At 43.9% G+C, this 21,440-nt stretch carries 25 protein-coding genes; 15 read left to right on the top strand and 10 right to left on the bottom strand.

What is annotated here, in order from left to right; genetic code table 11:
- The first annotated feature begins 104 nt into the window (after positions 1-104).
- The 4 genes from MHUN_RS09835 to MHUN_RS09820 all read left to right on the top strand — a co-directional run bounded on the left by MHUN_RS09835 (position 105) and on the right by MHUN_RS09820 (position 2,734).
- On the top strand, positions 105-1,274 hold the full coding sequence (locus MHUN_RS09835; protein WP_011448871.1) for an AAA family ATPase: 1,170 nt from the start codon (positions 105-107) through the stop codon (positions 1,272-1,274).
- Positions 1,275-1,279: 5 nt separating this feature from the next.
- Complete coding sequence (locus MHUN_RS09830) at positions 1,280-1,873, top strand: hypothetical protein (protein WP_011448870.1); 594 nt, start codon at positions 1,280-1,282, stop codon at positions 1,871-1,873.
- Between the two features lie 159 nt (positions 1,874-2,032).
- Positions 2,033-2,314 carry a hypothetical protein gene (locus MHUN_RS09825; RefSeq protein WP_011448869.1) on the top strand — a complete coding sequence of 94 codons (282 nt, stop codon included), beginning with the start codon at positions 2,033-2,035 and terminating at the stop codon, positions 2,312-2,314.
- 96 nt (positions 2,315-2,410) lie between these two features.
- A complete protein-coding gene (locus MHUN_RS09820) occupies positions 2,411-2,734 on the top strand; it encodes a tetratricopeptide repeat protein (RefSeq protein ID WP_011448868.1) in 324 nt (107 codons plus the stop codon).
- A gap of 205 nt (positions 2,735-2,939) precedes the next feature.
- On the opposite strand, the gene MHUN_RS09815 is transcribed toward MHUN_RS09820, so the two are convergent.
- Together MHUN_RS09815 and MHUN_RS19015 are read right to left on the bottom strand one after the other, a co-directional pair.
- Positions 2,940-4,670, bottom strand: a complete 1,731-nt coding sequence (locus MHUN_RS09815) for an ATP-binding protein (RefSeq protein WP_048067427.1) — start codon at positions 4,668-4,670, stop codon at positions 2,940-2,942.
- 343 nt (positions 4,671-5,013) lie between these two features.
- The gene (locus MHUN_RS19015; protein WP_158498208.1) at positions 5,014-5,151 is read right to left on the bottom strand and encodes a hypothetical protein; all 138 of its coding nucleotides are present in this window, start codon (positions 5,149-5,151) and stop codon (positions 5,014-5,016) included.
- Between the two features lie 303 nt (positions 5,152-5,454).
- On the opposite strand from MHUN_RS19015, the gene MHUN_RS09810 reads away from it, so the two are divergent.
- From MHUN_RS09810 to MHUN_RS09795, 4 genes are read left to right on the top strand one after another with little or no spacing between them, the layout of a single operon-like run.
- Positions 5,455-5,787, top strand: a complete 333-nt coding sequence (locus tag MHUN_RS09810) for a hypothetical protein (RefSeq protein WP_011448865.1) — start codon at positions 5,455-5,457, stop codon at positions 5,785-5,787.
- Positions 5,784-6,074, top strand: a complete 291-nt coding sequence (locus tag MHUN_RS09805) for a hypothetical protein (RefSeq protein WP_011448864.1) — start codon at positions 5,784-5,786, stop codon at positions 6,072-6,074. Before MHUN_RS09810 ends, MHUN_RS09805 begins: the two co-directional genes overlap by 4 nt.
- Positions 6,071-9,247, top strand: coding sequence for a hypothetical protein (locus MHUN_RS09800; RefSeq protein ID WP_011448863.1), 3,177 nt, complete (start codon positions 6,071-6,073; stop codon positions 9,245-9,247). The genes MHUN_RS09805 and MHUN_RS09800 overlap by 4 nt, the downstream gene beginning before the upstream one ends.
- Positions 9,247-9,561, top strand: a complete 315-nt coding sequence (locus MHUN_RS09795) for a hypothetical protein (RefSeq protein WP_011448862.1) — start codon at positions 9,247-9,249, stop codon at positions 9,559-9,561. Before MHUN_RS09800 ends, MHUN_RS09795 begins: the two co-directional genes overlap by 1 nt.
- Before the next feature lie 101 nt (positions 9,562-9,662).
- Here MHUN_RS09795 and MHUN_RS17610 read toward each other — a convergent pair whose 3' ends face one another.
- Complete coding sequence (locus MHUN_RS17610) at positions 9,663-9,917, bottom strand: type II toxin-antitoxin system RelE family toxin (RefSeq protein ID WP_011448861.1); 255 nt, start codon at positions 9,915-9,917, stop codon at positions 9,663-9,665.
- 27 nt (positions 9,918-9,944) lie between these two features.
- On the bottom strand, positions 9,945-10,172 hold the full coding sequence (locus tag MHUN_RS09785) for a hypothetical protein (protein ID WP_011448860.1): 228 nt from the start codon (positions 10,170-10,172) through the stop codon (positions 9,945-9,947).
- Positions 10,173-10,290: 118 nt separating this feature from the next.
- Here MHUN_RS09785 and MHUN_RS19010 point away from each other — a divergent pair, with 118 nt between their 5' ends.
- Complete coding sequence (locus tag MHUN_RS19010) at positions 10,291-10,431, top strand: hypothetical protein (protein WP_158498207.1); 141 nt, start codon at positions 10,291-10,293, stop codon at positions 10,429-10,431.
- 56 nt (positions 10,432-10,487) lie between these two features.
- Complete coding sequence (locus tag MHUN_RS19005; RefSeq protein WP_158498206.1) at positions 10,488-10,664, top strand: hypothetical protein; 177 nt, start codon at positions 10,488-10,490, stop codon at positions 10,662-10,664.
- Positions 10,665-11,162: 498 nt separating this feature from the next.
- On the opposite strand, the gene MHUN_RS17605 is transcribed toward MHUN_RS19005, so the two are convergent.
- Positions 11,163-11,711 (bottom strand): hypothetical protein, encoded by a 549-nt coding sequence (locus MHUN_RS17605; RefSeq protein ID WP_011448859.1) that lies wholly within the window; start codon positions 11,709-11,711, stop codon positions 11,163-11,165.
- Positions 11,712-11,987: 276 nt separating this feature from the next.
- Here MHUN_RS17605 and MHUN_RS09775 point away from each other — a divergent pair, with 276 nt between their 5' ends.
- Positions 11,988-12,230 carry a hypothetical protein gene (locus MHUN_RS09775; RefSeq protein ID WP_011448858.1) on the top strand — a complete coding sequence of 81 codons (243 nt, stop codon included), beginning with the start codon at positions 11,988-11,990 and terminating at the stop codon, positions 12,228-12,230.
- Entirely contained in the window at positions 12,223-12,345 is a 123-nt protein-coding gene (locus MHUN_RS19740; RefSeq protein ID WP_275039180.1) for a hypothetical protein, read from the top strand. Before MHUN_RS09775 ends, MHUN_RS19740 begins: the two co-directional genes overlap by 8 nt.
- Before the next feature lie 51 nt (positions 12,346-12,396).
- On the opposite strand, the gene MHUN_RS09770 is transcribed toward MHUN_RS19740, so the two are convergent.
- Together MHUN_RS09770 and MHUN_RS17600 are read right to left on the bottom strand one after the other, a co-directional pair.
- Positions 12,397-13,299: a DUF3821 domain-containing protein gene (locus tag MHUN_RS09770; protein ID WP_011448857.1), complete on the bottom strand. Its 903-nt coding sequence runs from the start codon at positions 13,297-13,299 to the stop codon at positions 12,397-12,399.
- Between the two features lie 348 nt (positions 13,300-13,647).
- Positions 13,648-14,115 carry a hypothetical protein gene (locus MHUN_RS17600; RefSeq protein ID WP_011448856.1) on the bottom strand — a complete coding sequence of 156 codons (468 nt, stop codon included), beginning with the start codon at positions 14,113-14,115 and terminating at the stop codon, positions 13,648-13,650.
- A gap of 276 nt (positions 14,116-14,391) precedes the next feature.
- Here MHUN_RS17600 and MHUN_RS09760 point away from each other — a divergent pair, with 276 nt between their 5' ends.
- The 3 genes from MHUN_RS09760 (at position 14,392) to MHUN_RS09750 (ending at position 16,481) form a co-directional block, all read left to right on the top strand.
- Positions 14,392-14,634, top strand: a complete 243-nt coding sequence (locus MHUN_RS09760) for a hypothetical protein (RefSeq protein ID WP_011448855.1) — start codon at positions 14,392-14,394, stop codon at positions 14,632-14,634.
- On the top strand, positions 14,627-14,905 hold the full coding sequence (locus MHUN_RS09755) for a type II toxin-antitoxin system RelE family toxin (RefSeq protein ID WP_011448854.1): 279 nt from the start codon (positions 14,627-14,629) through the stop codon (positions 14,903-14,905). Before MHUN_RS09760 ends, MHUN_RS09755 begins: the two co-directional genes overlap by 8 nt.
- Positions 14,906-15,494: 589 nt before the next feature.
- A complete protein-coding gene (locus MHUN_RS09750; RefSeq protein WP_011448853.1) occupies positions 15,495-16,481 on the top strand; it encodes a hypothetical protein in 987 nt (328 codons plus the stop codon).
- A 227-nt stretch (positions 16,482-16,708) separates the two neighbouring features.
- On the opposite strand, the gene MHUN_RS09745 is transcribed toward MHUN_RS09750, so the two are convergent.
- From MHUN_RS09745 to MHUN_RS09735, 3 genes are read right to left on the bottom strand one after another with little or no spacing between them, the layout of a single operon-like run.
- Positions 16,709-18,676, bottom strand: coding sequence for an FtsK/SpoIIIE domain-containing protein (locus tag MHUN_RS09745; protein WP_011448852.1), 1,968 nt, complete (start codon positions 18,674-18,676; stop codon positions 16,709-16,711).
- Positions 18,658-20,733, bottom strand: coding sequence for a hypothetical protein (locus MHUN_RS09740; protein WP_011448851.1), 2,076 nt, complete (start codon positions 20,731-20,733; stop codon positions 18,658-18,660). Before MHUN_RS09740 ends, MHUN_RS09745 begins: the two co-directional genes overlap by 19 nt.
- Positions 20,730-21,434, bottom strand: a complete 705-nt coding sequence (locus MHUN_RS09735) for a hypothetical protein (RefSeq protein ID WP_011448850.1) — start codon at positions 21,432-21,434, stop codon at positions 20,730-20,732. The genes MHUN_RS09740 and MHUN_RS09735 overlap by 4 nt, the downstream gene beginning before the upstream one ends.
- Between the last annotated feature and the right edge of the window lie 6 nt (positions 21,435-21,440).

Below are 21,440 nucleotides of genomic sequence, written 5' to 3'. Positions count from 1 at the left end.
ATATTTTAAAAAGTGATGACAGAGCCTTCCTCAACCCCTTCACTGCCGAAAGGATTAATCAATTTTCGAATGAATTATGTATAAGAAGGGATTGGGATTATAACATGATGATTAAACGTCTATTACTGAAAAACTGGAAAAATTTCTCCAGTGTTGATATCTCATTTCAATCCCGGATGTTCATTGTAGGTCCGAATGCATCAGGAAAATCTAATTTTTTAGATGTATTCAGGTTTCTTCATGATATATCCAAGCAAGGAGGAAGTCTCTTTGATGCCTTGGAGCGGAGAGGTGGTATATCCAAACTCCGATGCCTTGCAGCAAGAACAAATTCACAGATAGAAATAGAGGTTCATATCGAAGAACCAGGTGAAACACCAGTAAACTGGATATATCGTCTGGGAATTAACAGACAACCTCATGGAAAGCATGATCCCTGTGTAAGTTATGAGATCGTCATAAAAAATGGAGAGACTATTCTATCCAGACCTGATGTTGATGACCTAAAAGATGAAACCCTCCTGTCTCAAACTCATCTTGAGCAGACATCAGCGAATGGAAAATTCAGAGTGCTTGCATCCTTTTTAAGTGATATCAGGTATTTCCATATTGTCCCGCAACTAATCCGTCATCCTCAGGCTTTTACTGGCCCCAATCTACCGGATGATCCGTATGGCCGAAATTTTTTGGAACTCCTCGCGAAAACCCCGGAAAATACGAGAAATTCACGTCTTAAAAATATCGAGAAAAGATTAAGAATTCTTGTCCCTCATCTCACAGAACTCTCATTCACAACCGATAAATTTGGAATACCTCACTTGGAAGCCAGATATGAACATTGGAGACCCAGAGCCGGAAAACAACAGGAAGAACAGTTTTCTGATGGGACACTTCGATTAATTGGCTTACTATGGTCACTCCTTGAACCCAGAGATTCTCCTTTACTACTGGAAGAGCCTGAGTTATCCCTAAATACAGCAATAGTTCGTGAACTTCCAAAAATTATGTATGAACTGGATAAAGCTACACGGAGAAAGAGACAAGTTTTTATCAGTACTCATAGTGCCGATCTTATATGGGATAAGAGTATCAGTGCAGAAGAAGTGATAATTCTAAAACCAGGCAATGAAAGTTCTGAGGCAGTATTAGCCTCATGCAATACAGAAATTCGTGGATTGTTAGAATCGGGTTTTCCCATAAGTGATATAATTCTTCAATACACTGCACCTGAAAGTATGAAACAGGCGTATCTCGAAGAGTTCTTTCATGTCTAATTAAAATGATATCAATAAACCTTGTTTACGAAGATGAACTGCAAAAAGCAGTTATGCTGAGGATTTTGGCGATGTTTGGGGAAAAATTTTATCCCGGCACTTTTTTTCCGGGAAATGGCTTTGGTTATATCAAAAAGAGGATTCATAATTTCCATGAAGCGTCAAAAATAATGCCGTATTTTATTCTCACAGATCTTGACACCGCTCCTTGTGCACCATTAAAAATCCAGACATGGCTGACCGGAGATAAAAATCCAAATCTAATTTTCAGAATTGCAGTACCAGAAGTAGAATCCTGGGTATACGCAGATATAGTTAATTTTCCAAAACAATTTCGTTGCCAGTATACTATTCCAAATGGGGCCGATGCTACAGAAGATGGGAAAAAGTTTTTGTTCACAATGATAAAAAAAACAGCTCCTAAAATAATTCAAGAGGAGATCCTCCCAGAGATAGGAACGTCAGCAAAGATTGGAAAGGGATACAATCTGGTATTATGTAATTTTGTTGCAAGATATTGGGATCCCCACATCGCACGGTTGCATTCAAAGAGTCTTCATAGAGCAATAGTAGCTCTGGAAAGGTATAACCCCGTTTGAAGAACCTCTTTTATGGTTTGACCAGATTGAAAAAACTAAAAATGGTCAATAATTGCGGTTTTCGCATTTGAGAAGGTTTTCGGATTAAAAGGGAATAGCGGCCAGAATATTCCTTCATACCTTGAAGCATTGAGTCATATACTCGCACCATCTGATCTCATGACTTGTATTGACATGGTTCTTGAAAAAGATCCTGATAATATAAAAATTCTTGAGCAGAGGCTTATCTGCCTTCATAATCTGGGGATATGGGATGAAGTCGAGGCCTGTAGTAATAGGATCATTTTTCTTCTCAAAACCTCTGAAATAAGGGGTATTGAAACAGTTGAGATGGTTTCAAGGCATGGAAAATATGAGGAAGCCAAAAAAGTTCTATCATCCCTCACAAAAGAGGAGCAGAATCAGGAGGGAGGAAAATATTACCGGGGATTTTTGCACTAGAGATCGGAGAGATTAAAAAGGCAATAGAGATCCTCTCCTCTGGTGCAAAGGAGCATCCTCACAACCCACATTTCTCCTGTTTTCTCGGAAAGGCATATGTTCTGGAGGGAGATTGAATTAAATCCAGAAGAACCTGCAATCTGGGATAATCTTGGGGATTGCTACGAGATGATCGGTGAATCAGAAAAGGCAATTGAGGCATATTTCCGTTCAATAGAACTCGGATTGGAAGATCCCGAGGTCTATATGAGACTTGCTGATCTGTTGATCTCTCAGGGAGACTATGAAGAATCTCTCGAATTATTTGATCTGATAATCACCATGACACCTGATGATGCAGAGGTCTGGAAGGTTCGGGCTGATATCCTCTACGAACTCTCAAGGTATTCCGAAGCACTGGAGTCCGTGAATACGGGATGAGCACTGAATAAGAATGACCGGGATATGATACGATTGAAGGGGAAGATCCAAAATAAAATGAAGGGATAAGGGGATGAAATTACCCCGCAAATTTCCCATAAAAACGGGAAAATCTTTTTCGACCAGAGAAAACCAATTTTTCATGGGGCATTGAATGTGGCGGAGATATCGAATACTTGTAACTCTGTTCCGGTTCCTTTGGGATTTACTCTTTTTTCACCGTTACCCTCTTTCCCTGCAACGTAACGGCAAGTTTTACTATCTTCTCTAGGGGTACCCCTGCATTCACCAAAGCAGCCATATACTCCTTCTCCCGTATCTGAGCCAAACCATCCGCTGCTGCTTTCTCTCCGTCTCCCTCTTTTTTTACACTCTTACATTCGATAATGTACCCGATTGAATATGTCCCGGTCTTTGGGATCATGAGGATGTCGGCCCTGCCATATCCCGCTTCGACATTGGATCTGATCTCATACACATTCCGAAGATTTGCGAGTAGACCAAGAACGAAAGCATGAAAGACAGCTTCAGGAAGCTTTGCGACATCATACATACTCACAAGGCCAAGGGTAAGATCGGAAAGCGTCTGCTCAAGGACAGAAGGAATCTTATTTTCAAGAAAATAGGAGATAAAATCTTTTATCCCGGCACTCATAGTTCTGGTTTCAAATAACCTATTCACAAACTGCCGGTACGCAAGAAAAATCTCCCGGTTTGGAATAGAAAGAGAATACGTTAAAAGATTTGGATCATACTCTGCAAATTTTGGGTCATCTGCCTTCAGATACCCGGAATAATAGAGTAAACTCCAGATATTCGCCGGATTTTTCCCGATATCTCCAAAGGTGATATTTTCACTGAGAGGATATCTGAGTTCCTCCCCGGAAAGCAACACCTCAAGATCCCGTTTTATCTCGAGCCCCCCCGATGCAAGTTCTTCATATACGAGAGCGTTCGAAGAAGTATTCAGCCATTTCGGAGATGGTGGGTTTGGAATTGCCTGAATATAACTGATGAGAGACCAGGGGTTGTATATGGTGTGACCACCGAATGAATACCCGTTATACCAGTCCCTGATGATATCGGCATGATTTTCAACCTCAAATGCGGTCAGGATAGTGGAAACCTCCTGTTCGGTAAACCCGAACTTATCTGCATAGGGGCCGATCATAAGCGGGCTTGCGACATCCAGATTGTTGAGATCAGAAAAGATGGACTCTTTGGCTATCCGGAGAATCCCGGTGATGACCGCACGGTAGAGAACCTGACCCTGCTCCGGTTTTAATCCTGCTCCAAGCCATGATCGCATGAAATCCGACATTTCATTATAGTACCCCTTGGAAAAAGCTTCTATCATGGGGGTGTCATATTCATCGATGAGGACGATGACCGGCTTTTTGTAAAAAGAGTAACAGTGAGAGATGAGTTCTTTCAGACTGTTATAGAGTTCATGATCTGGTGACTCCTCCCGACAAATACGAAGATACCGGTCCCTGCTTGCTTCAGGTAAGGATTTGCTAATCGGCAAATATTCTCTGTATAGTCTCCCGATCTCCGCCTTCGTTGCCTTGATAAAGTGATCATAGGAATCACGCTTAAGATCCTTTAAACTTAAAAAAATTACCGGATATTGTCCCTGATGCTCCATATACATAGGGTAATCAGCAATAGCACAGGAATCAAAAAGGTAGGCCCGGCTCTCCTCTGATCGTTCAAAGAAGTACCGCAGCATCGTCATATTGAGGGTCTTACCAAAACGCCGGGGACGTGGAATGAGGGTTACTTCGTTCCCATCTATTATCTCTTTGATAAAGAGGGTTTTGTCAACGAAATATCCTCCTTCGTCGCGTAACTTTTTAAAATCATCAGTCCCAACCCGGAATTTCGGAATCATATCGTCCCTGTCTATGGTATACTCTTTCTTTTTCTCGGTCATATGCCTTTTCATCAGTAAAAATAATGAATTCCACCTGGTTCGGTAGTGGATAGAGAATACTGGTTTCTTGATTTTCTGACGAGGGATCGAGTACACGAATAGCGGTATACTGCCCCGCTCCCTGTCCCCCCGTTTATAAACTCACCGTTTCACTATTCCAAAACCCGAGCCAGTAATACTTAAATATCGGAATCGTTTTTGCGAAAGTGAAATTCACTTCAATTCGCTCTCCAATCACCTGGATCTACCCTGCTGCTCACTCCGTTCATACCCCCCTTTTCACTTTCACCCTGTTTACCTGAAGTTCAAATACCCCCTCATGCAACCATGATGGGAGGATTGGTTATCCTCGTTCAATAATGCACCACTGTTGCCGCCCCGGGGGAGCATCCTCCTCCTCCGGCATTCTTCTGGATACCTCTCCTGCTGCACCCGGTATCTCCAGGACTCCAAGCAAAACAGGATGTATCAGTACGTGCAAACCCTCTCAGAGAACCTGGAACAACTCAGGTATTTACGAATGACAACACAAACAGCCAATTCTTTCTTTCGTCTAAAAACCCTGATAAACGGGCAGATCGGTAACCGTGTATTCCATCCGGAAAAGCACATAAAAACCAGACCACGATTATGGAGAAAACCATGCGACTACGAAGACGATTAAAAACAGAATACCCCCGCTCTATCATTCAGCTTGCCGGCATAACGATTTGGGCAGGGGCAGTTCTAAGCTATAGATTTATACGATTATTATCATTTCCCTCATGGAAAACCAGAGGCTCCCATGTCGTCTGAAACAAAAGCACGACGATGTGCCATATGGTTTGCCATCAGTGAACTCAAATCACGGGGATACCTGATTGACCGGTGCTGTGGCAAAGATCGAATCTTTGATCTCATTGCCTGGAACCGGGAGCATGTCCTGGGCCTCATCATCCGGACAGCCAGAACTCCGGATATAAGAACCTGTCATGACGACGTAACAAAGACCTCTCCACTTGTCCTTGACCGGATGGTCCCTGGAAAAACTGAACTCTGGCTCTATCATCCAGGTGGGAAGTCCAGGTATTCAATCCTTCCCGGCGGAGCAATAGCAATCAGGGAGGCCAGGGTATGAAAGCCAGGTATCAGCCTGAAATCAGAAGAGCAGCCCTCGCCGCTCTCCGGTCCGGAGACACCCTCATCTCACGGCAGCGGATAGAAGACGAGATAGAAGACCATCCTGACCGGTATCCCGGACTCATTGGCCGGAGCAGAATCGGACGGCGACGGATCATCACCCTTGCCATGAATGAGATGTTCCCCTTCTGGAGCAAAACCGGGGGAGTACACCCCTCCTCCTTTGTCTGGAAGGTCAGAGCTGAACATGAACAACCAACGACTGAGCCGGAGGAGGAGCAATGAAGCCGGAAGACCAGATCAGACTGGCCCTCTCCCTCCTCTTCCCGGAAGGGTCAGTCATCGAGCTCCGGGCACTGGGAGAGAGAACTCATTACGGGTACTACACCGATCATGACAAACTGGCGAGAGATGCTGCAATCCTTGACAGTACACCGGGAATGAGTGGTATCTATGTTACCATAAACCAGGTAAACCCTGTCCTCCTCTCCCGCTGTGCTAACCGGATAAAGAAAGCAGGACAGAGGGAACCACAGACCGCAGACGGAGATATCATCCGACGATCCTGGCTTCCGATTGATATTGATCCGGTCCGTCCGGCCGGGATATCCTCATCAGACGATGAGCATACCGCAGCACTCGCAAAAGCAGCGAAAGTAAAGGAATATCTCACCTCTCTGGGCTGGCCGGATCCCATCTCTGCAGACTCAGGAAACGGGGCACATCTCCTCTACCAGATAGATCTCCCGATTACACCGGAGAATGGAACCCTCATCAAAGACTGTCTCCTTGCACTGGATCAGAAATTCTCCGATGAGAACTCAACCATAGATACATCGGTTGCAAACCCTGCCCGAATATGGAAACTCTACGGCACACGGTCAAGAAAAGGGGATCATACCCTGGAGCGGCCACACCGAATCGCACAGATTATCAGCATTCCTGAAAACACCACTCCAGTCATGGTCCCCTTCCTCATGACCCTGGCCTCACAATACGAGAAACCGGATCCAGTGGGATCAAGCGAACATCGGTCAGGAATACCCGCAATACCTGGAATAACAGGAATCGCCGGAAGAACCCATTCATGGGCATCGGGCGCCGGGTCCATCGACCTTGCACAATGGCTCACCATCCATGGCCTCTCCTATACCGAAAAGCCCTATCATGCAGGCCGGCTCTTTGTCTTTGACGAATGCCCGTTCTCAACTGCCCACAAGGACGGAGCATATGCAATCCAGTTCCCAAACGGGGCAATATTTGCCGGATGTCATCACAACTCCTGCGGGGGAAACTCCCAGCGGTGGCAGGAACTAAAAGAGCGGTTTGAAGAACCGAAAAAGCCGAAACACGACTATGAACTGTGGAAAAAGGATCAGAACCGAAAGCGGGCACAGGCAAAAGCAGAACGAGACGGATTACTGCCATATGAGCCTCCGTCACCAGCTCCGACAGCATTGAATACCAATGATCCCATTCTCCCCGATGACGATTTGGAAGTCCGGGACGACGTCATCAGGATACTCCATGAGGGAGATCCCATCCGGTATATCCTTGATACCTTTGCACAGGCACATGAAGGAGACGAGATCGTCGCAAAATGTCTGCTCATGTCTCTTGCATCCCGACTCGTAGAGAACTCAAAGGGACTGCATGTCCTCGTCACCGGTGAATCAGGAAAAGGAAAGTCCCATGCATTTGAGACCATGATGGACCTTATCCCCCAGGAATACTGCCTTGGTGGACGGCTCACTGACAAGGCACTCTTCTACCAGAAGGATCTCCGGAAAGGGTCGGTCATCTGCCTTGATGATGTCTCACTCTCCCAGTCACTGCAGGAGACACTCAAAGGAGTCACCACCTCATTTCGAAAACCGTTCATCTACCGGACCCTTGACAAGGACCGGAATAGCCTGACAAAAGTGATACCCGAACGGTGCCTGTGGTGGATAGCAAAAAAGGAAGGAACCGGGGACGATCAGGTCTGGAATCGGATGCTCACCGTCTGGATCGATGACAGCCAGGCACAGGATGATCTGGTCCTCGCCCGGGAACTTGAGGAAGCAGCACGACCGGGAAACCCCCTCACCACAATCTCACGGGAGATGAGAATCTGCCGGGCTCTCTGGAATCACCTTGCATCGGTATCGGTCAGAATTCCTTATGCCAGGAGTATCCGGTTCTCGAACTCACAAAATCGGCGAAATTCCACTATGCTCCTCGATCTCGTCAGATCAATCGCCCTCATGTATCAGTACCAGCGTGAGCGGGTTGATATCGGTGGCATGATAGAGATCCTGGCAGAGAAACAGGATTTTGACATGGCACGGGAGATTTATCTTCAGCTCAACGGAGCATGCGGTGGTCAGATGACGAAAATGACCAGCACCGAACAGATGCTGGTTGATGCCATCCGTGCCTCAGGGAAAACAGAGTTCACCGTAAAGCAGATGCAAAAGCTCATCTGTCGGTCCCAGTCAACGGTATCACGGATCCTGTCCGGAAATCCAAACCGTGAGGATCATGATGGCCTGCTTGAGAAATGCCCTCCGCTCTCCTTCTATGATCGATCAGAACCCAGGGAAGATGGTGGGTATCAGCGGGCACGTATCTACACCTGGGATTATGAGATGGATGAGATCTGGTCTGCCGGTGTTACGTGCTGGCTGGATGAATCTGCTGAAGGCACCCCAAATCCTGATCCAGGTGATGATCCAGATGGTGCTATGCATCTATGCACACCTATGCACGAACTATGCACACCGGAATGCATAGATACGGCAGATAAAAATAAGTCTGTTTCAGATAAAAGCGATGAAATGGTGGATTCATCAGCATCTATGCACACTCCGGAAAGTGCATACAAAGATTCACCGAGTGAGAACTATTCTCTGTGTGTACCTGAGAATAATGCATACATACCATCGAAGTCTCTGATTTGTTCGGATGTACCGAAAAAAGAGTATAAATCATTGAGTACATCTATGCATCAGGATGTGCATAACCGGTGCATAGATGTGCATAGCATGCATAGGTCAGAAAGAGTGCCGGGAGAGTTAGAAAAACAGGGGAAAAAATTTGGTATTATGGATATTCATCCGGATATGTTCCACCTGGCTGAGAGAATACCAGATCAGATCTGTGACTGTTGTGGCAGGAAAGGAGTGACATACCGGGAGAAGGGAGGAGGAAAGAATCCACCCGGACAGAAAAGACGGCTGATATGTGAGCGGTGTTACAGTACAGCAGTATCACGGGAGGTTATGACATACCGGGCACTTCCCGGAGTTCTGCCGCTCCACTCGATGAAACAGACCGACCGATCCCTGGGACGGTGTCATCTCTGTCATCTGCACCCGGTTACCTGGATCGATGACGAGACAAAGATCGGCCTGTGTGAGCGGTGTTATCATCGTGAACGGTTCAGTAACCGGAATAATGCAGGAGGGACCGTATAATGGGGTTTACCGTCACATCAGTCAAAGAAACACCCCCGGTCAGGTACGAGAAGGTAGGACGGCTCATCCCCGGAGATGGTGATACATTCAGGATGATGCTGGACGGAACCGGGGAGATAGGGGTGATACCGATGGCCGATATTCTTCTTCTGTTTGGTGGGATTGCTCCGGATGGTCTTTCCTTGTCAGAGTCAGGAAACCGGGTTATCGTGACCGGGGCATCGGGTGAGGAGTATGTTGTCCTAACCAGGCAGGTGAGAGGGATGATCCGGGACTGGCCGAAGAAGAAGGCTGCGTTATTTATCGAAAAATAGTAGAATAGTTTCAAGAAATGCGAAAAACACTTAATTTTTTACAATCCGGCATATATATTGAAATAAACCAAGGGCACGAAGAGTGGGGGTTTTCGTAATCCTCACTGATATTTCCGGTATATTATTTTACGATGGCCAATATCCACCACCAGGATTACCATTTCATTGTTTCTTATAGCCATTATTGCCCGGTATTCTCCTATCCGAAGTTTATATAGTGGTTCTGCACCTTTTGGTCTATTCAGGGGTTCAATAAATTTGTATGGGTTAGATTTTATTTTCTGAAGATTTTTATAGATTTTTATAGATTTTTTGACTAATTTTTTGTTCAAATTTCTCCAATGTTCTCTCTGCATGTTTGGTAAATGCCAGGGAGAACATCATCAAAGCCCGATCTTTTTCGCCATATTTTCTTCAGTAGTAAAGATTCCCCTGTCGTATTCTTCAATCCCCTTTTCTATCTCTACTGCTGTCTCTTCATCGATATAGTCATCGTCTTCCAGGACTTCCAGGGCACGAGAGATAACATCTATCGGAGTTTCTTCTGGCCTAATCTTCAGGTTTATGATCTTTTCCATAAGTGGGGAGGGAATTTCTATTGACTCACTCATACTATTGTATCATCCTTCAGGGTTCATCAAGTTTTCATTTCCATTCATATTGATTCTCTACCTATTAGCAGGTAAAAGAAGGTAGGGCGTTCATCCCCGGAGATGGTGGTAGAACAGGATGATGTTACACGGGACCGGAGAGATTGGGGTGATTCCGGTGGCAGAACTCCTCCTCTTGTTTGGAGGGATGAACCGGGACTGGCCAAAAAAGAAGGCTGCGTTGTTGGTGATGAGAGAAGGAGTGAGGGATGATAAGTAATACCGTTCCTTGAGGTGTATAGAGAAAGTGATTACGATATACGAAGATAATCACCTATGGAAAAGAAGGCTGATATTCAATATATTTTTGATGAGAATGGAAAGAAAACCGGCGTGATTATCCCTGTTTCTTTATGGGAATCTATGGAACAGACATATATGGATAGCATTTATCAAGAAAAGTGTAATAAAATAGAATCACTGTTTGGGGTGCTGAAAGATAGCCCAATATGAGATGAGATTGATGAATACTCACAAAATACCCGTAGAACCATTGAACAGGTATGAGAGTTATCGATACACCTGTCCTTTTTGACTATTTTCAATATGTGCCAGTTAGAAAAAAAATAGTTGATTTGTGATAATAATGTAGTTGGCAGTCTGGTCTATTCATGAAATAGTTTCAGGATTGAAGTAAGCACATAGTCATAAATAAAAAAAGGGAAATATAATTTGGACAGGTATGTTACTCTCTGAAAAGCAAATACGGTGTGATATCTCACAGTATTATGGGGTTTATCATGAGTTCATCCCACATCCGGATAAACTGGCAGCATCTCTCCGTGATGAATGGGATAGGGAATGACCCAATACCAGAATACTACCCTTCCCGTTCGACTTTTACTGGAGATGAGCAGTATAAGTATTCTCCATGGTTCTTCCTAACATTTTGTGGGTCGAAAATTACGTACATTGCACTCCGTTCAGGAATGTCTGATCCCCGGTTATTCTCTACTCAAGAGCCTCGATATCAACGATAAGATCAAATATTTTATCTTCAATACCGAATCCAAAATAGGATGCATCTTTCTTTGCAGCGGCAAGTCGCTCTTCAATATTCAAGACCTCAATTATTGCAGGACATGACTCAAGAATTTTAAGCAATTCTTTCATCGCAACACTGAGTGCATCTAATTTTGACTGTTCCTCACCCCCATATTCCCGGCAAAGTTTTACAAACTGTTCGATAAACTGGAGGGTCAGATCAGCAGTTCCAATGGGGTCTCCGGTCGCTTTCTTATAACCCTGAATAGCCTTTTTAACCGGAGCAATTCTGGCTTTTCCATATCCACGTTCAGGAAAGAACTCATGTCTGATCTTTTTGGCTGCATTCTCACGAAGACTGGCATATGCTGCTTCTCCCCCAACTCTTCCCTGCAAATACTCTTTGTTCTCCTTATTCAGGGCATAGAGATCATGAATGAGAGATATGAGGGAATTAGCATCCATTCCGGCCAGACTTGTTTTAATTGCCCGCCAGGATGGGTTTGACTGACTCATATATAGAGGTATGTTGTTTCCGGTATTCAGGATATTGATAAATCAGGGTGATCATTCCTGATGTTGAGAAAGGAGTTCAGATAATGTCTACCGTAAGAAATAATAAACTCCCGTAATTTATGCATACATACCTGTTCATGTCATATGATCCTGGTTTTTATTCATGATTGAACCATTTTCTCTGCCTCTTTTCATTCCTGTTCGAATTTGAGATTTATGAGTATCATGCTCACCTCTCACGGGAATGCATATTTTCCATAAAAACAATACACTTGTATGACAGTCACGGTATCCCTAAGCGATTCAACATATGAAAAGTTGATTGCATTCCGAGGCTCTTCTGATATGACTGATGACCGGGTTATTGCTGAACTTCTTGAAATTGCCTGTGACATTGATGATGAACCGCTCAGCGAGGAGACTCTTCAAAGGATTGCAGAAGCGAGAGAAGATTTCAGGGCTGGAAGATGCAAGACACTGAAAGAAGTGATGGCAGATCTGGGAGATTCATTTGAGTAAATTCACGTTACTCATCTCGAAAGGAGCAGAACGTGACTTAGCACAGCTTCCGAAATTTGCACGGAGATCTCTTGAGGTTGCTTTTGCAGAACTTGAATTCGTTGATGCTAGATAATCCTCAAAAAGAGGAGAAAATCCAAGTGATTGTCAATTTTTTCACCGGGAATTAGTCTGTTTGCCCGCCATATATTGGTTTTCCCACAGTATGTGTTGGTTTAGATACAGTGCCTGGTTCCTCGGTTATCTTTATCTTTTTAACCGAACTTTGGGTTTTTGAAGTCCATGTCGATCCATCTGGTGCTAGGTAATTATCAATCATACCATTCAGATTAGATTCAGCCCATACCCAGTATTCTCCGGGTAATACTGATAGATCACCAGTATTCCATCCATCTCCTTTGGCAGCTTTTGTATGATCTTCATCTAATCCAACCCAATACCACTTGTTTTTATCAACCGGGAGTTGCAATAAAGAAATCATTGCATTGTCCTTCCCCGGTAGTTCTGAAATAATATCTCCATCTTTTCCAAGTTTTATGAAAATTGAAAATGGTGCATCCTCTTCATTATACCCTTCCCGTTTGGTGACACTATCCATATTTGTTTCAATAAGAAAATCGACATAATTTCCTTGTGGAATTGCTTTATTAGTAATATCCCTTTGTTTCGTGCTATCCCAGATGTTTATCGAAATTGATGGTTCTTCGATGATGAAAACAACATCACCATGTTTTTCTCCGTCCCAGAGATACCATTCACCTGGAAACCATACAAAATCAATTGGTTTCACAAAAAAGTCTGCTGGGTCTTCAATTTTTTTTATTATTGTGGGGGTTTCATCTTCCGGAGGAACACAACCACGATACCCTCCAATGATTCCATAATTACAGGGATCATGGTACCATGCAATCATTACCGGTCCATCAATAAAACCGGTCAGGTCTAGTCCACTTTCACCTAAAAATACCTTATCACCGGGTGAGATTTTATTCACCACTGCATAAACTGGGGACGATACTATTGCCAGAATCACGATTGCAACCAGAAGAAAACTTATAATTTTGGTCATCTTAACCTCATGACGAAATAGGGATAACCATAAAAATATGCTTTTTCCCAACATTTAGTCAATTATATGTCCTTTTTAGGTGTATTATATTTTTCGGCCGTGTCGAAATAACAAGTGATTGATCACAGTAACTGAAAACAAGATATCCATAGGGAGATATATTTTCAAATTTAATATATAATAATGTGTGAGCCGTATATACTTTAAATAGTTACCGTCATAATTAAATTTTAAATCCAATTTTTAGTCAATTCTCTATCAGTTATGTTTCGAAAATAGAGTTTTCTTTCTAAAAATCTACCAATCTGCCCAAAATGTGGTAAACCGATGTTTCGTAATGGCTCAAATTCACTTACGAAAAAAAATGCAATAATAAAAAACCACAATTATTGCAGGACATGACTCAAGAATTTTAAGCAATTCTTTCATCGCAACACTGAGTGCATCTAATTTTGACTGTTCCTCACCCCCATATTCCCGGCAAAGTTTCACAAACTGTTCGATAAACTGGAGGGTCAGATCAGCAGTTCCAATGGGGTCTCCGGTTGCTTTCTTATATTCGTCTATCCCCTTTTTAACCGGGGCAATTCTGGCTTTTCCAAATCTCCGTTCCGGAAAGAACTCATGTTTTATCTTTTTGGCTGCATTTTCACGAAGACTGGCATATGCTGCTTCCCCACCTACTCTTCCCTGCAAATACTCTTTGTTCTCCTTATTCAGGGCATAGAGATCATGAATGAGAGATATGAGGGAATTAGCATCCATTCCGGCCAGACTTGTTTTTATAGCCCGCCAGGATGGTGTTGACTGGCTCATATATAGAGGTATGTTGTTTCCGGTATTCAGGATATTGATAAATCAGGGTGATCATTCCTGATGTTGAGAAAGGAGTTCAGATAATGTCTACCGTAAGAAATAATAAACTCCCGTTATTTATGCATACATATCTGTATATGTCATATGAACCTGGTTTTTATTCATGATTGTACCTATTTATCTGCCTCTTTTCATTCCTGTTCGAATTTGAGATTTATGAGTATCATGCTCACCTCTCAGGGGAATGCATATTTTCCATAAAAACAATACACTTGTATGACAGTCACGGTATCCCTAAGCGATTCAACATATGAAAAGTTGATTGCATTCCGAGGTTCTTCTGATATGACTGATGACCGGGTTATTGCTGAACTTCTTGAAATTGCCTGTGACATTGATGATGAACCGCTCAGCGAGGAGACTCTTCAAAGGATTGCAGAAGCGAGAGAAGATTTCAGGACTGGAAGATGCAAGACACTGAAAGAAGTGATGGCAGATCTAGGAGATTCATTTGAGTAAGTTCACGTTACTCATCTCGAAAGGAGCAGAACGTGACTTAGCACAGCTTCCGAAATTTGCCCGGAGATCTCTTGAGGTTGCTTTTGCAGAACTTGAACTACTTGAAAATCCTCGGGAGAAACTTGGACCCCTCAAAGGGAGGGCAAAGGGCTTGTATTCATTGAGGACTGGAGAATATCGGGCCATCCTTGAGATTTTTGATAATAAACTGATGCTTCTGGTAATTGAAGCAGGTCATAGGAAAACGATATACCGTAAATACCAAAGTTAAAAGAATGGAGACGCCCAAATATCCACAGAATAATCATGCTCTAAAGAATATTTTTCGAATATTCATATTGGAATGATGAGAATGTCACCTTCACTATTAATTTAAACCCTTTCTCTTTCTTTCAGGTATACATATCTATTTTATTATATGGAATAATTCAATCAACTTCCTTCTCAAGTTAAAAAATCTCTTTCAATAATCTTTTAGGAGTTAAACCTATTATGAAGGGTTGTCGGTTTCAAGTGAAAAATAATGTGCATTTCTGAATCACTCTGTTCATTATGATCCTTTCCGTAGGATTATGTCAGTATTAATACTTCATGGATAATGGGGATATTTCACCTTTTTTCTGTATTGTATGTTTCAGGTGGTGTGAAGAATTCAATGTTGATTCGAATTACACGAGATCATCTCTCTACTTTTGATGGGTTACTAGGATTAACTAAAATAAATACGAAATTCCCGTTTTTAAAAAAACTGGTAGAGGTAAATATTGGTCATTGATTGTTACTATTCGTTGGAACAGATTGACAGTCTCGTAGGTGTGCATGGTTTTTTAACTGTGAGATTCAATCAGTATCCTGACTGAATGACTCTCTTACCTTCATCACCCGGACAATGTCTCGTATGCAGAAAAGATATCTCCAGAAAATCTGCTGAGGTACATCTGATATCACACAAGAAAAAGAAATCTCCAAAACCTTCTGCTTATCTGATAGAGGTTACCGCTGAAGGCCACCCTGAATACTGGATGTATCTTTCCTCTCTCCCTGATGCAACCCTTGAAGATATCGACCTTCTCCTGAAGGATATATGGATGGGAGATGACCACATAAGTTCATTTACTATTGAAGGAGAAGAGTATACCTCATATCCTGACAGTTCGGGGATGAAGGTACGCGTGGGGAAGGTCTTCAGACCTGGGATGACCTGTACGTATACCTGTAATTTCTTCTCACCAACGGTACTCCATCTGGTTGTTATGGAGAGACAGCCAGCATATACCCCGGCTCATGATTCTATCTGTGTTGTTGCCAGAAATTCACGGATACCTTATGATTGTGACATCTGCGGATCGAAAGCCGATTTTTTTTGTGATGAGTGTTATCATGAAGGGGGGACTCCTCTCATCTGTAAACATTGCCTCCCTCATCATAATTGCAGTTACGAGGAGATTCAGGTCATCCCTGACTCGCCCTTGTTCGGAATAGAATACTTTGCTGAAGAACCTGATCGCCTCGTCAGGTGGTACCCTGAAGGGTGGACGAGCGATGAGATCATTTCTCCAGAACTGTATGAACTGCTTGACCGGTATTTTGAGAAATACATGGAGGAAGATGAAGAATGTGATCTTCAGGATTCGGATGAAGATGAAGATGACGAAGTACCATCAGTCCCCGGTAGATCGGGTTCTCTTCCCCCTGGTGTAAAATACGATAGAAAGGATTCTGAAGATATGAAAAGCACTGTCCCATCGGGGTTTGTGTCTACTCTGATTGATCTCTGCATCAAAGAAATGAGGAAGAGTTATGGTATTGAGCCGAAAACTACCCTCAACAAGAACCTCTTTCAATAGATAGATATGATACAATCAGAAGGAGAATCGATTTTTTTTCAAGGCTGATAATTCACCGCCGATCCTCGAGGGGTGTATTCTTATGCTGGATAGTCTGGCAGAGAATCTGAAAGTCCCTCAATAGTTGTCTGTATCGTATCGAACCGCCTGCAATTCTTGCCAATCCCTATCATCATGAATACCCTGTATGTATCCTTCCAAAAATGTTTTATGGTATAAACAGTTCACTATTTCTTTCCACACGCCGAAAAATCACCTGATGAGACCAGGGCTCCCTGTAATCGCTGTATCGGAACACTCCCGCCGATGAGCATATCTCCATATCCTGCCAGACATTCTGCTCCGGATTCATCGAGAATGATTCGTGAATTAGATGCAGACGTAACTTTCAGCCCAATCTTGAGTTGAAGATTTGCTTTGATGACGCCGGTGATTATCCGTGCATCAGGTCGCTGGGTGGCCAGAATCAGATGAAACCCTGCCGCTCTTCCTTTCTGTCCAATCTTCTGAATTGCAGTCTCCAGAGCCTCTTTCGTGACCCGGTTCATGATAAGATCCGCATACTCATCAATAACGATGATCCGGCGGGTCATCGGTTCAGGTTGCCTGGTATTGTACTTTGAAATGTTCGTAAACCCCGTTTTTTCCAGATGAATATACCGTTCCTCCATCTCTCTGACACATGCATCAAGGGTCGTGATAGCCATATCTGGATCCATGATCACCGGCATGAAGAGAGATGGGAAGGAGAGAAAATCGGTAAATGTCACTCGTTTTGGATCGATAAGTATGAATGAGACCTGGTTTTTCGGGTTCATGAGTGTACTTCCGATGACGATTGACCGGATAAGTTCACTCTTTCCTGATCCGGATGTCCCCCCGATAAGACAACTGGTCATAACCGGATCTGCCAGATCGCCCATCATGACCGATCCGTCTATTCTTCTCCCGATCGGAAAGGGACAGACTGACCTGGATGATGGTTTTCCATCCCGGATCAGGGATCTGACATCGCATGGCTGCCAGGTATCATGGGGTACGTCACAGCTGATATACCCGCTTTGTGCCTGAATAAGGGGAGGAAAGGATAGCGATAATCCAAGCTGGATATCAACCGCACGGTTCGCAATCTTGGAAAACGTGACTCTTTTCGAGAGATCAGGGATAATCTTCAGCCTGATAAATCGCGGTCCGAAGATAAATCCTGCCGGGAGAACCGGAATTGAAAGCAGATGGAGGGTCTCGACCAACCTGGAGAGATATGCCTCTCCAAGAGAGAGATCATGCGGGATTCGGGTATCCGTCGGTTTGACTTCTTCTTCCTGTTTTTGTGGCGTATTAGGACGAATCACTTCAAAGTCAGTGTCACATGCGGTATAGGGGCACATTTTGCACAGGTCAGGGTCCTTACATCTGGGAACCGGGAGATGGCCTTCTTTAATCCGTCGTGCAAGAGTGATGAGTGATGCATGATTTCCTATGAGAGTGTGTATCGCAGATGAGTCATATCTGACGAGGGGGACGGGGTCTTCAAGATAGAGCATATCAACCCGTGGTGTGATGCCGATTGACCGGGAGACGAGCCATGCATACAGTGAGGTCTGTGCAAGATCCTGCGTTGGATCTGACTCTTTTCTCCCCTTATACTCTACAACCACCGGTTCTTGTGTCCCAGGATCAAAAAGAAGAGCATCAGGCCTTCCGCTTATTTTCACCACTTCTCCATCGTCACATAGAAAATCAGAACTCATGGTGTATTCTGATGAGTGAAATATGGTTGATATGAGTTTTTTTGGATCCTCAATACCCGTCCCGTCAGGGGAGATGAAGACTCTGAGATAGCGTATCCATCGGTCGCATGCGACTGCAAATGCCTCTATCTGTTCATGTGAGAGGCGAGGGGCATGTTTTGTAAGATATGGGATGAAAAACTCATTCTTGATAAACTCTCGAATTGATTCTGCACTATCAGGATCAGGTGATTGAAGTGCGGTGATAAAGGCATGCTGGCTTGTCTTCTCCTGCGTAATATGTCGAAAAACCTGATCTGCGAAGGTATGAAACCGCTTCCCGGGAAGGTTTCCTGATCCTTTCTGTCCGACCCTCCATGCATCCTTCTCGCCCCTGCAGGCATATCCAAAGAGCCGTGGGCAGTGCTGGCAGAGATGGAGTTCACTTACGAAGAGTCTTTGCATATGGGCCCTTTTCCTGTTGCGATGATCAATGAACCCTGCTGATTGGGTATTATCTTATATGCAGCCGGGTGTCTTCCACACCATATGATGAGTTCGTCATAAGTCATGGAGATTCCGTTCTCCTGAAGACTTTGGACGAGTATATCGGCCCGCATGATGTGCATCGGGCGGGAATACAGGATCGTGCATAGAGCGGTGTGTACTGCGTTATCTGTTATCTCCCGCATTTTTGAGTCTACTTTTTCATGCTTCTCTTGTGAAGGAATGTCTATAGGGACCTTTCCCGGAACTCCTGCAGGAATTGCTGGTATAAGGGATGGAAATGCTTCCTTATTCCCGACATAGGCTGAGAGTTCATCCCGAATTATCGGACGAAGACCATGGATAGTCTCAATCTGAATATCTCCCTCATTGACCTTACAGACGAGGGAATACAGGGCATAAAACCGTGCGATCTCACCTTCTGATGGTTGTATAATCCGCCCTCCGGCGGCAAGAAATTCCTCTCTCTTCTGGTTTGTCTGGGTCCATGTCGGTTTGGTCACAATACATCTGGGATCAGTCAGATACAGGCATAAAGAGCCTGGATTATTCGTAAGATACTGTATCCCCTTTGTAAAACCTGAACCGATGCTGCTATGATTGCTATTGGTATTGATGATAATTCTGCAATTCTTCGAGGTATGATTGATTGTTATGATATTCTTTCTGGATTCCCTGGTACAGGTGAATGCAACCCTGTGTGATTGGAGATAAATCTGCAAAGCACTGGTTATCTGTTCATAATCAGGCGGCCATGCATCCAGATCTGAGAGGACCTGATCATGCTCCTGCACCCATGCCGATCTGATGACCTGATCCGGAGAAGGAAGGGGGATCTCTTTTGTGGTCCCCTTTTCATCCTTCATCCTGATGATCGTATTCGCGGTGCTGATGACCTCACGGGGAGAGGGATATTTTCCACGGGATGATAATTCCCGTAATACCTGTGGGATAAGCCAGTCTGTAAGCATATTCCAGGTATCGGGAAATACAGTCCTGATACGGGAGGTGATGATCTCCGTTATCTGTTCTTCTGTGCATCCACGAAGATCAACCTGATTCATCCCGATCTTATCAACCACTGATCTATCCAGTATCTCTTCAAATCTCTCCCAGTAAAGGGTTCTCATGAAGGCAAGGGGAAGGATGGCAGAGGTCTCATTCAGGATAATCTGATTCATCAGTCCGAATGATCGTTGATGCTCTCCCGTGTACAGGTTCTCCAGCTGATCAAAGCAGACGATCAGGCATTGATTGAGAAAGGTCAGGAGAAGACCGAGTGATTTAAGAAATGTACTCGCCTCATCCTCTGCTTCAGCTTCTGACAACTCTTTGAACGGGATATTCAAAAGGGATGCATCGTCAGGGTCTGCAATCTGTCCAAGGAGCCGGTTGCGTGCAGGGTGAAACAGGTCTTTGTCACCACACGCAAAGAGTAACCTGATGAAGAGATGATCGATATCCGGTATCTTGTCTATTATCCAGGTTTGCACCTGATTGTAGAGGATATTTCGCTCTTTTTCATGCTCTGAAAAATGTGTAAAGAATTTCTCCGGATTGTCTTTGAATGGCTGGAATAACTTTCTATACTCTTCTTTTTGATTGATGTACTCCGATATCATCGAGAAGAGCATGGCGTGAATCTGGGTAAACCGAAATGAGTCTTTGAGGGGGTGAGAGAGGTTGGTGATTATTCCATGGAATAGATGCTGTATTGGAGCGTTATAGTTGATGATAGGCCGTATTGTTGAGAATTTCACGTCAAAAGAAGTACTTTGACAGTACTCCCGTATGCGGGCGATCATATTCGTCTTTCCGCTTCCTGCTTCACCGTTTACCAGGATTCCAACCGGATCATGGGGGTGTTTCTGTTTATACGCAATAATGCTGGTGATGTGTGTGAAGGCATCACCATTGATGGATGAGATGGTGGGAAACTGATTCACCCAGGGGTCTGGTTGGGCGTGTGATGAGAATGGGTTATTTTCCTGCAATATCTCCCGTGGATTCTTCATTCATTCCTCCAGATGAGAAGAATACGCAAGGTATGTGTTTTATCCATGTAGGAGTCGGCTCGTTGATCCTCGGTGAGGAGGTAGGGATCACTTGCCTGAAGTTCGACGACTCCTGCATCCCATAATGACTGAATAACTGAGTCAAATACATGCTTTGGCCAGTTGAGAAATCTGCGGAGTGCAAAGATCTTGACATAATTTTTGCCCATTCTGATGGTATCGTATGCCTTTTTTATCTCACGAAAGGGATCCGGCCGTTCCGGGACGAGGATCTGTATCATATAATCCCGTGACGTGGGAACAATCTTCAGCTGTATAGCCCCGGATTGGACAAGGGCGTTTAATGCATCGGCGATCAGCTCTTTTTGAAATGGAAGTTTTTTTGAGACGTTCCTTATGCTTACAGAGGTTTTTTGAACGATATATGCGTGGATAATATCCTGAATTGGCGCCCGGAGAAGGTAGGTGCTGGCTCCTTTTTTATGTATTGTATAGGCCTCCGAAAGATGGGGTTTTAATCTCTCGATAAATTTCTTATTGGTTCCTTTTTTTGGCTGAGGCCCCAGGAAATTTTCAATGTTTTTCGGGAGGGAGGTTTTCAACTCTGTAATGGTAAGATAATCTCTCTTCTGTTTATCAAAGATTTGGTTGAGGATATCCTGGAAGGTATAATCCATACCTGATATCTCTTTTATTGCCATAAAATA

Source organism: Methanospirillum hungatei JF-1 (assembly GCF_000013445.1).
GTDB lineage: Archaea > Halobacteriota > Methanomicrobia > Methanomicrobiales > Methanospirillaceae > Methanospirillum > Methanospirillum hungatei.
The sequence above is the reverse complement of the archived record's forward strand: the minus strand, read 5'-3'. Positions and strand labels throughout refer to the sequence as shown.

What these genes read in the sequence shown, in the direction of transcription:
- MHUN_RS19005 (WP_158498206.1), top strand. Translation starts at nt 10,488, where the DNA reads ATGGAAAAGAAGGCTGATATTCAATATATTTTTGATGAGAATGGAAAG.
- MHUN_RS17600 (WP_011448856.1), bottom strand. Translation starts at nt 14,115, where the DNA reads ATGAGCCAGTCAACACCATCCTGGCGGGCTATAAAAACAAGTCTGGCC.
- MHUN_RS09800 (WP_011448863.1), top strand. Translation starts at nt 6,071, where the DNA reads ATGAAGCCGGAAGACCAGATCAGACTGGCCCTCTCCCTCCTCTTCCCG.
- MHUN_RS09760 (WP_011448855.1), top strand. Translation starts at nt 14,392, where the DNA reads ATGACAGTCACGGTATCCCTAAGCGATTCAACATATGAAAAGTTGATT.
- MHUN_RS09815 (WP_048067427.1), bottom strand. Translation starts at nt 4,670, where the DNA reads ATGACCGAGAAAAAGAAAGAGTATACCATAGACAGGGACGATATGATT.
- MHUN_RS17610 (WP_011448861.1), bottom strand. Translation starts at nt 9,917, where the DNA reads ATGCAGAGAGAACATTGGAGAAATTTGAACAAAAAATTAGTCAAAAAA.
- MHUN_RS09785 (WP_011448860.1), bottom strand. Translation starts at nt 10,172, where the DNA reads ATGAGTGAGTCAATAGAAATTCCCTCCCCACTTATGGAAAAGATCATA.
- MHUN_RS09745 (WP_011448852.1), bottom strand. Translation starts at nt 18,676, where the DNA reads ATGCAAAGACTCTTCGTAAGTGAACTCCATCTCTGCCAGCACTGCCCA.
- MHUN_RS09795 (WP_011448862.1), top strand. Translation starts at nt 9,247, where the DNA reads ATGGGGTTTACCGTCACATCAGTCAAAGAAACACCCCCGGTCAGGTAC.
- MHUN_RS09735 (WP_011448850.1), bottom strand. Translation starts at nt 21,434, where the DNA reads ATGGCAATAAAAGAGATATCAGGTATGGATTATACCTTCCAGGATATC.
- MHUN_RS17605 (WP_011448859.1), bottom strand. Translation starts at nt 11,711, where the DNA reads ATGAGTCAGTCAAACCCATCCTGGCGGGCAATTAAAACAAGTCTGGCC.
- MHUN_RS09810 (WP_011448865.1), top strand. Translation starts at nt 5,455, where the DNA reads ATGTCGTCTGAAACAAAAGCACGACGATGTGCCATATGGTTTGCCATC.
- MHUN_RS09750 (WP_011448853.1), top strand. Translation starts at nt 15,495, where the DNA reads ATGACTCTCTTACCTTCATCACCCGGACAATGTCTCGTATGCAGAAAA.
- MHUN_RS09830 (WP_011448870.1), top strand. Translation starts at nt 1,280, where the DNA reads ATGATATCAATAAACCTTGTTTACGAAGATGAACTGCAAAAAGCAGTT.
- MHUN_RS09775 (WP_011448858.1), top strand. Translation starts at nt 11,988, where the DNA reads ATGACAGTCACGGTATCCCTAAGCGATTCAACATATGAAAAGTTGATT.
- MHUN_RS09820 (WP_011448868.1), top strand. Translation starts at nt 2,411, where the DNA reads ATGTTCTGGAGGGAGATTGAATTAAATCCAGAAGAACCTGCAATCTGG.
- MHUN_RS09835 (WP_011448871.1), top strand. Translation starts at nt 105, where the DNA reads ATGATGATTAAACGTCTATTACTGAAAAACTGGAAAAATTTCTCCAGT.
- MHUN_RS09770 (WP_011448857.1), bottom strand. Translation starts at nt 13,299, where the DNA reads ATGACCAAAATTATAAGTTTTCTTCTGGTTGCAATCGTGATTCTGGCA.
- MHUN_RS19010 (WP_158498207.1), top strand. Translation starts at nt 10,291, where the DNA reads ATGATGTTACACGGGACCGGAGAGATTGGGGTGATTCCGGTGGCAGAA.
- MHUN_RS09805 (WP_011448864.1), top strand. Translation starts at nt 5,784, where the DNA reads ATGAAAGCCAGGTATCAGCCTGAAATCAGAAGAGCAGCCCTCGCCGCT.
- MHUN_RS09740 (WP_011448851.1), bottom strand. Translation starts at nt 20,733, where the DNA reads ATGAAGAATCCACGGGAGATATTGCAGGAAAATAACCCATTCTCATCA.
- MHUN_RS09825 (WP_011448869.1), top strand. Translation starts at nt 2,033, where the DNA reads ATGACTTGTATTGACATGGTTCTTGAAAAAGATCCTGATAATATAAAA.